Source organism: Actinomadura geliboluensis (assembly GCF_005889745.1).
In the GTDB taxonomy this organism is placed as follows: Bacteria; Actinomycetota; Actinomycetes; order Streptosporangiales; family Streptosporangiaceae; genus Spirillospora; species Spirillospora geliboluensis.
In genome coordinates, this window is sequence record NZ_VCKZ01000418.1 from 1 (window position 1) to 7,651 (window position 7,651).

Consider the following 7,651-nt stretch of genomic DNA (forward strand, 5'->3'; position numbering starts at 1 on the left):
CCCCCGGCGCCCCCACCCCCGACGAGCTGGAGGCGCGCATCACCGAACTGCGCGCCGCCGTCCGGCGGGCCGTGGCCGCCGGGGACCGGCGGGAGGCGCGCGGCCTGCGCGCCCGGCTCCGCGAGGCCGAGCAGGCGTGGGACGAGGCCGTCCTCGGCGACGGCGGAGCCGACCCGGAGCCCCGCCGCGACGGCAGCGGACGCGACGACCGCGAACGTGATGGGCGCGAGAGCGGCGGACGCGGGCTGCTGCCCGTCCGCGACCAGGTCCACCAGGCGCTGACACTGCTCGGCGCCCCCGCGGCGCCGAAGCTGATCGGGTCGGTGTACGCGGCGTTCTTCCCCGGCGAGATCGCCGGATCCCGGCTGACGAGCCTGCGCCGCGACGAGGAGCGCTCCTTCCGCACCGCGCCGTACGCGCGGCCGTACTACCTGTGCGCCGCGCTGACCGCCGACCTGCTCGCCCCCGCGCGCGGGCTGCTCACCGTGAGCACCTGGCCGCTGGAGCGGCGGATCGTCGGCCCGCTGAGCCCGCGCACCGACTTCCTCACCGCCGCGGTGCGCCTCGCCGAGCACGCCGGGCGCGGGACGCCGTCCCCGGACGTGCAGCGGCTGCTGTGGCGTTTCGCGTCCAACATTCCCGGCGCGGTCACCGGTACGGTCGGTACGGCCGATCCGGAGGCGCTCGCCGCCGCCGCCCGGGCCGAACTGGACGTGCACCGCGAACCGGACCAGCGGCGCCGCGGGGCCGCCGCGGCCCGCGCCCGGGAGCGGCTCGACGACGCGGAGCGGCTGTTCGGCAGCCGGCTGCGCGCCGTGCGGGCCTCCGGGCGGCGCCCTGCCCTCGATGGAGAGACGGACCGATGACCGACACCGCACCGGATCTGGACCGGCTGCGCGGCGGCACTCCCCCGCGCAACCACGACGCCCGCACGATCGCCGCGCTGACGTCCAACCCGGGCTGCGCCCGGCGCGGGCTGATGGACGCGGCGGGCGTCGACAAGGACGCGGTGGCGCGGGCCCTCGGGTTCCCCGCGCCGTTCGGGCAGTCGCAGTTCGCGATCACGCGCGGCAACGCGTTCGAGGCGCAGGTGAAGGCGGACGGGTGCGCGGAGCTGCTGACGCTGCTGCGCGAGCGGCTCGGCCTCGACGTGCCGGAGGTCGCCTACGACGACCTGGAGGTGGTCGCGGGCAACGAGGGCCGGGAGCTGCGGCACTCGCGGACGCGGCGGCTGCTCGCCCGCGCGCTGGAGTCGGGCGAGGGCACGCTGTTCGACCATCCGCTGCTGCGGCTGGAGATCGCCGGGTACCCGGCCTACCTGGAGCCGGACGTCATCGCGTTCCAGCTCGCGGGGCGGCTGCACGTCATCGAGATCAAGTCGTTCGCCGTCGTGGACGGGCAGGCCGAGCCGGAGCAGGTCGCGGCGGCGGCCCGCCAGTCGGCGGTGTACGTGCTGGCGCTGCGCCGGCTGGTGGCCGAGCTCGGGCACGACCCGGCGCGCGTGTCGCACGAGGTCTTCCTGGTGTGCCCGGAGAACTTCTCCAACCGCCCGACGGCGACGCCGCTGGACGTGCGGCCGCAGCTCGCCGTCCTGGAACGGCAGCTCACGCGGCTCACCCGCGTCGACGCGCTGCTGGCCGAGCTGCCCGACGGGCTGACGTTCGAGGCCGGCGAGGACCTGGCGGCGTCGGTCCAGGCGGTGGAGGCCCGGTACTCGCCCGAGTGCATGTCGGGCTGCGAGATGGCGCTGTTCTGCCGGGACGAGGCGCGCGCGTGCGGCGCGACGGGCGCGCTCGGCCGGTCGGTGCGCGACGACCTCGGCGGCGTCGACACGATCGGCACGGCGCTGGCGCTGGCGGACGGCTCGCTGACCCCGTCCGACGACCTGGCCGAGACCGCGGAGCAGCTGCGCGCCGCCGCGCGGCTGCGCGCCGAGGCCCTGCACGGGGCGGCGTGACCCGTCGATGAGCGCACTGTCCTCGCTCGCGCAGTTGCAGGCGGCGGCCGCGGGGGTCGCGCAGCCGCTCGCGACCGTGCGGCACTGCCAGGTGTCCGGCGCACCGCTGGTCCTGGTCCCGCTGAAGCTGGCCGGAGAGGCGGCGGCGCCGCTCGCCGTCATGGCCGGGAGCGCGCCGGACGCTCCGACGCTGCTGGTCGTGCCGCAGCCGCGCAACCGCGACCTGCGGTTCGGGTTCGCCGCCGCGCTCGGCAGGCTCGTCCTGAACCACATCGAGACCAGCCGCGGCGAGGTGGAGCAGCTCCCGCCCGGCAAGGAGGGCGACGAGCGGATCCGGTACGGGGACGCGCCGCAGCTGCTCGTCCCGAACCGGGGCGGCGTCGCGTTCCTGCGGCTGATGGGCCGGTCCACCCGGTTCCGCAGCACGGAGGGCCCATATGCGGTCGACCCGGCGGTGCCGGTGCTCGGCCGGTGGCTGACGTGGTTCGCCGAGCGGTTCGACCATCCCGGGTCGTCGCTGCTGATGGCGATGACGGAGGCGCTGCGGCTGCACTGGGCGACGGGCCAGAGCTCGCTGGAGGACGGCAACCTCGCGGCGCTGATGGGCTGGATCGACCCGCCGGACGGCATGGACGGCCCGGCCGCCGCGGCCCGCGCCGAAGATCCCGTGCTGTGCCCGCCCGCGGGGCCGACCACCGACCCGACGTTCGACAACGAGGTCCTCGCACCGGCGATCGCCGCCTACGACCGGGCCGGTCCGGGCTCCCGCGCCGAGGAGCGGCTGCGGGACGTCCTCGCCGGGCAGCTCACCCCGACGTGGGAGCTGATGTGGCGGGGCTTCGAGCTGCTCCGGGCGCTGCCGGAGGGCGCGAGCGTGCCGCGCCGCTGGGAGCGCGACCGGGACGCCTTCACCTATTACCACCAGACGTTCGGCGAGGCGTATCCTCAAGCGCGCCGCGACCCGCCCGTCCGCGCGGCCCGGCGGCTGCACGACCTGGAGCGCGCGCAGGACGCCTACGACGCGCAGCGGGCGTTCGACGACCCGCTGGTCATGGCCGAGCACCGGCTGGCCGGCGCGGCGTTCGGCGGGACGGTCACCGAGTGCGACCCGGCCCGGCTCGACGAGACGGGCAAGCGCCCCAAGCTGCGCCCGCTGCTGCGGGTCGGCACGGCGGACCCGGTGCGGCTCGACGTCGGGACGACCGTGTGCAGCGCGGCGCGGCCCGCGCTCAAGGGGAGGATCGTGGAGATCGCGGACGGGTCCGTGCTGCTGGAGCTGACCGGCGGGATGGGCCGCAAGCTCACGCCCGAGCCGGGCGCCGTCCCGGCGGCGGGCGCGCGGGTCTGCTTCACCTCGCTGTCGGAGGGCTCGTTCGGCGCGGCGAAGTTCCCCGACCGCGAGGACACGCCGTGGACCCACGGCGGCCCGCCCGGCGAGTACACGCCGACCGGCGAGGACGCGGAAGAGGAATGGGCGTGAGCGGGCACGCGGGCCGCCACCTGGTGCCGGTGGCGGCGGACGACCTCGACCCGTCGGCCGCGGCCGGGCGGGTCGTCGACGCCGTCCTCGCCGACCTCGCTGGCGGGCACCGCGGCGTGGTCGTCGACTCGCCGCCCGGCGCGGGCAAGTCGACGCTCGTGGTCCGCGCCGCCGCGCACCTGGCCGAGGCCGGCGAGCGGCTGATGATCGTGGCGCAGACGAACGAGCAGGTCGACGACCTCATCGAGCGGATCGCGGGCAAGCACCCGGCGATCACGCTGGGGCGGCTGTCGGCGTCGGGGTACGCGCCGTCCGAGCGGGTGCTGGCGCATCCGCAGGTGCGGGTGGCGCAGAAGGCCGCCGACCTCGCCGAGCACACCGTCGTGATCGCGACGGCGGCGAAGTGGGCGACGCTGTCGGACGGCACGTGGCCGTGGGCGATCGTCGACGAGGCGTACCAGATGCGCTCGGACATGCTGCTGCGCATCGCCGGCCGGTTCGAGCGGGCGCTGTTCGTCGGCGACCCCGGCCAGCTCGACCCGTTCTCCACGGTGGAGGTCGAACGCTGGACCGGCCTCACCTGGGATCCGATGCGCAGCGCCGTCTCGGTGCTGCTGGCGCACAACCCGGACCTGCCCGTCCACCGGCTGCCGGTGTCGTGGCGGCTGCCCGCTTCGGCGGCGCCCGTCGTGTCGCGGGCGTTCTACCCGTTCACCGGGTTCCGCGCCGGGACGGGGCCTGGCGACCGGCGGCTGGAGTTCGGCGCGCGCGGCATGGGCACCACCTACGACCATGCGCTCGAAGAGGCGGCGGCGACGGGCTGGGCCCTGTACGAGCTGCCGGCGCGGCACACGCTGCGCACGGACGCCGAGGCGGTCCGCGCGACGGCGGCGCTCGCCGTCCGGCTGCTGCAGCGCGGCCCCGTCGCGCACTCCGAGCAGGGGTCGGCGCCGGTGGACGCCTCCCGCGTCGCGATCGGCGCCGCGCACCGCGACCAGGTGACGGCGATCCGCGCCGCGCTCGGCCCGCACGGCGAGGGCATCACCGTCGACACCGCGAACCGGCTCCAGGGCCGCGAGTACGACGTCACGGTCGTGCTGCACCCGCTGTCGGGGCGGCGCGACGCGACCGCGTTCCACCTGGAGTCGGGGCGGCTGTGCGTGCTCACGTCCCGGCACCGGCACGCGTGCGTGGTGGTGGCGCGGGCGGGCATCCCCGAGCTGCTGGACGCGCACCCGTCCGCCGAGCCGGTGCACCTCGGCGTCCCGGTGAAGTTCCCGGACGGCTGGGAGGCGAACCAGTCGGTGCTGGCGCATCTGTCCCGGCACCGGGTCGCGGGCGGCTGAGCCGCGGGCGGGCGGCGGCTAGGCGGGCCCGGCGGTCGCGGCCCAGCGGCCGTTGTGGCGGGTGATCGTGATCGGGTGGTCGAAGCAGGCGCTGACCAGTTCCGTCGTGAGCACCTCGCCGGCCGGGCCGGAGGCGAGCACCCGCCCCTCGCGCAGCAGCAGCGCGTGGCTGGTGCTGATCGGCAGCTCCTCCAGGTGGTGCGTGACGAGCACGGTGGTCAGGTCCGGACGGTCGGCGCGCAGCTGGTCGATGCTCTGCAGCAGCCGCTCCCGCGCGGCGACGTCGAGGCCGGTGGCGGGCTCGTCGAGCAGCAGCAGCGCCGGGTCGGGCATCAGTGCCCGCGCGATCAGCGTCCGGCCCCGCTCGCCCTGCGACAGGGTCGGCCAGCGGGCGTCCGCGCGCGCCGACAGGCCCATCAGGCCGATCAGCTCGTCGGCGCGGCGCACCTCGGCGTCGGTGGGCGTCCAGCGCGGGACGAGCTCGATGGTGCCGGTCACACCGGTCAGGACGATCTCCCGGACGGTCCGCGCCGACTCCAGCGGGTGCCGCGGGTTGACCTGCCCGATCAGCTTGCGCAGGTCGTGCACGTCGACCCGGCCGAGCCTGCGGCCGAGGATCTCCGCCGTGCCGCGCGTCGGGTGCGTGTAGGCGCCGAGGATGCCGAGCAGCGTGCTCTTCCCCGCGCCGTTCGGGCCGATCAGCGCCCAGTGCTCGCCGCGCAGCACGGTCATCGTGACGCGGTCGAGCAGCGGCCGCCGCTCGCGGACCAGATCGATCTTGTCGGCGTTGAGCACGACGTCGGACACGGGACCTCCCGATTCGATGACTCGGCATGGGGCACGCGGGGAGTGTGCGGCGCGCGCGGGGACGCGGAGGCCGGGATCGCCGGGGCGGGCGCGTCGGTGAAGATCTTCAACGTACCCGAGCGGCGCCGCCCGGTACGACGGAGGCGTCCGGCCGGATACTGTGAGATCCGGTGCCTCAGCGATCAGGGGAGGGACATGGAGGACATCGGCCTCATGTGCGCCCGCTGCGGCGGCGAGGTGCACGATGTGACGCACAACCGCGAGGGCTCGCTGGACGGCGTCGGCTACCGCCACAACCGGCGGGTCGAGCCGTGGGACCACGAGCTGGAACTGGCGGTCGGCGAGGCCCTCCCGCGCGAGCCGGGCTGCGACTTCTGCGGCGCGTCCGGGCCGAGCTGGCTCTACTACCCCACGCTCGACCCCGACGACACCGACATGTTCGAGGTCGAGCTCGACACCACCGACCTCTCCGACGACGACACCGCCGTGGCCGTCCTCAACATGCTCTATCCGTGGTACGCGTGCGACACGTGCTCGGTGCTGGTCGCCGACCGCAACATCGACCTCCTGATCGCCCGCGCCCTCGACCACACCCCCGTCCCGGCGGACGGGCCCGTCGACGAGGACACCGTCCGCGCCCGGCTCCAGGCGTCCCTCTCGGTCTTCTTCACCACGCGTCCCGGCCGGCCCCAGCCGTCCCGCGCCGTGTAGCGGCGCGGCGGGGCGCGGCAGTGGGTGCGGCGACCGCCGCACCCCCGCGGGCCGGATGTCGGTGGGGGACATTAAGATCTATGCCGTTTTGGTGAGATGAGTGCGGGCACGGGGGCGGACATGATCATTGACCGGCGGTTCCATGGGCCGGACGGGTCGGGGAACGGCGGATACGTCGCGGGGCGCCTCGCGGGGCGCGTCCCGATCGACACGGTGACGGTGACGCTGCGGCAGCCGCCGCCGCTGGACACCGAGCTCGCCGTGACGGTGGAGGACGAGCGCGGCCACAGCGTCCGGCTGTGGGACGGGGAGCGGCTGATCGCGGAGGCGCTCGCGGGGGCGATCGTCGTGCCGCCGATCGCGGCGGTCCCGTTCGAGCGGGCGCTGGAGGCGGCGGAGAAGTTCCGCACGCAGGAGAACCACCCGTTCCCGCGCTGCTTCGTCTGCGGGCCGGAGCGCGAACCCGGCGACGGGCTGCGGCTGGAGCCGGGGCCGGTCGGCGAGGGGTGCGTCGCGACGCCGTGGGTGCCCGAGCGGGTCCCCGAGCGTGAGCTGGTGTGGGCGGCGCTCGACTGCCCCGGCGGCTGGTCGTTCGACGTGGCGGGCCGCCCGGCGGTGCTCGGCACCATGACCGCGCAGGTGATGGACGTGCCCGAGGCCGGCGAGCGGTGCGTCGTGGTGGGGCTGGCGCGCAGCCGCGAGGGCCGCAAGATGCACGCGGCGACCGCGCTGTACGGGGCGGACGGGCGGCTGCTGGGCCGTGCCGAGCAGATCTGGATCGAGATCGATCCCGAGGCCTTCGGACGCTGAGCCCGGCCCGCCGGCCGATGATCCGCAGCCGGCCGACCCCTGCCGGTTCCGCATGGATCGCGGAAATGTGTCGCCGGGCACTGTCGTCCCGGCCGGTTCCGCTGTTCAATCTGAGCTGCCGCGGATACGGAGGCGGAGCTCATGAGCGGAGACGGGTTACTCATCCTGGGGCTGGCGGCCCTGGCGATCTACACGGGCGTCCACTGGGAGCGGGCGCGGCGCAGCGTGACGGACCTGCGGCTCAGCCGCCGGCGGATCGCCACGCTGCGGCGGACGGCGGCGCGCGAGCGCGGCCACGTCATGCTGATCAGCGCCGTGGCGTTGGCCGCGTTCTTCCTGGCGGTCCGGTACGGCTGAGCCCGGGCGGCGGCCCGCCCGGGCGGGGCGGCTCCCGTCAGGGGCCGGCGAAGAGGGGGTCCTCGCGGTCGACGCCGTTCAGCGGGCGGCCGTGGTTCTGCGCCTCGGCGCCCGGCACCCGGTGGCCGCCGGTGCCCGAGCCCGGCTCTCCGTTCGGTGCGGGGGCCGGGTAGGGCAGCGGCG

Annotated in this window: 8 protein-coding genes; 7 read left to right on the forward strand and 1 reads right to left on the reverse strand. The window is 75.9% G+C overall.

Going from position 1 to position 7,651, the window contains the following annotated elements; all coding sequences use genetic code 11:
* The 4 genes from ETD96_RS36995 to ETD96_RS37010 all read left to right on the forward strand — a co-directional run.
* Positions 1–866 (forward strand): hypothetical protein (locus ETD96_RS36995; protein ID WP_205719634.1); only part of this gene is annotated, 866 nt, incomplete at its 5' end.
* Entirely contained in the window at positions 863–1,957 is a 1,095-nt protein-coding gene (locus ETD96_RS37000) for a hypothetical protein (RefSeq protein ID WP_138641165.1), read from the forward strand. The genes ETD96_RS36995 and ETD96_RS37000, both read left to right, overlap by 4 nt.
* A gap of 7 nt (positions 1,958–1,964) precedes the next feature.
* On the forward strand, positions 1,965–3,437 hold the full coding sequence (locus ETD96_RS37005; RefSeq protein WP_138641166.1) for a hypothetical protein: 1,473 nt from the start codon (positions 1,965–1,967) through the stop codon (positions 3,435–3,437).
* Positions 3,434–4,783, forward strand: coding sequence for an AAA family ATPase (locus ETD96_RS37010; RefSeq protein ID WP_240808500.1), 1,350 nt, complete (start codon positions 3,434–3,436; stop codon positions 4,781–4,783). Before ETD96_RS37005 ends, ETD96_RS37010 begins: the two co-directional genes overlap by 4 nt.
* A gap of 18 nt (positions 4,784–4,801) precedes the next feature.
* On the opposite strand, the gene ETD96_RS37015 is transcribed toward ETD96_RS37010, so the two are convergent.
* Positions 4,802–5,590 carry an ABC transporter ATP-binding protein gene (locus tag ETD96_RS37015; protein WP_138641168.1) on the reverse strand — a complete coding sequence of 263 codons (789 nt, stop codon included), beginning with the start codon at positions 5,588–5,590 and terminating at the stop codon, positions 4,802–4,804.
* 195 nt (positions 5,591–5,785) lie between these two features.
* Between ETD96_RS37015 and ETD96_RS37020 the strand changes: the two genes are divergently transcribed.
* From ETD96_RS37020 to ETD96_RS37030, 3 genes are all read left to right on the forward strand, one after another.
* Positions 5,786–6,301, forward strand: coding sequence for a hypothetical protein (locus ETD96_RS37020; RefSeq protein ID WP_138641169.1), 516 nt, complete (start codon positions 5,786–5,788; stop codon positions 6,299–6,301).
* A gap of 120 nt (positions 6,302–6,421) precedes the next feature.
* Complete coding sequence (locus ETD96_RS37025) at positions 6,422–7,111, forward strand: thioesterase family protein (protein WP_138641170.1); 690 nt, start codon at positions 6,422–6,424, stop codon at positions 7,109–7,111.
* Positions 7,112–7,252: 141 nt separating this feature from the next.
* A complete protein-coding gene (locus ETD96_RS37030; protein ID WP_138641171.1) occupies positions 7,253–7,468 on the forward strand; it encodes a hypothetical protein in 216 nt (71 codons plus the stop codon).
* Positions 7,469–7,651: the final 183 nt, after the last annotated feature.

Excerpts from the sequence above, each read along its gene's own strand:
- ETD96_RS37025 (WP_138641170.1), top strand. The coding sequence starts at position 6,422 with ATGATCATTGACCGGCGGTTCCATGGGCCGGACGGGTCGGGGAACGGC.
- ETD96_RS37005 (WP_138641166.1), top strand. The coding sequence starts at position 1,965 with ATGAGCGCACTGTCCTCGCTCGCGCAGTTGCAGGCGGCGGCCGCGGGG.
- ETD96_RS37030 (WP_138641171.1), top strand. The coding sequence starts at position 7,253 with ATGAGCGGAGACGGGTTACTCATCCTGGGGCTGGCGGCCCTGGCGATC.
- ETD96_RS37020 (WP_138641169.1), top strand. The coding sequence starts at position 5,786 with ATGGAGGACATCGGCCTCATGTGCGCCCGCTGCGGCGGCGAGGTGCAC.
- ETD96_RS37000 (WP_138641165.1), top strand. The coding sequence starts at position 863 with ATGACCGACACCGCACCGGATCTGGACCGGCTGCGCGGCGGCACTCCC.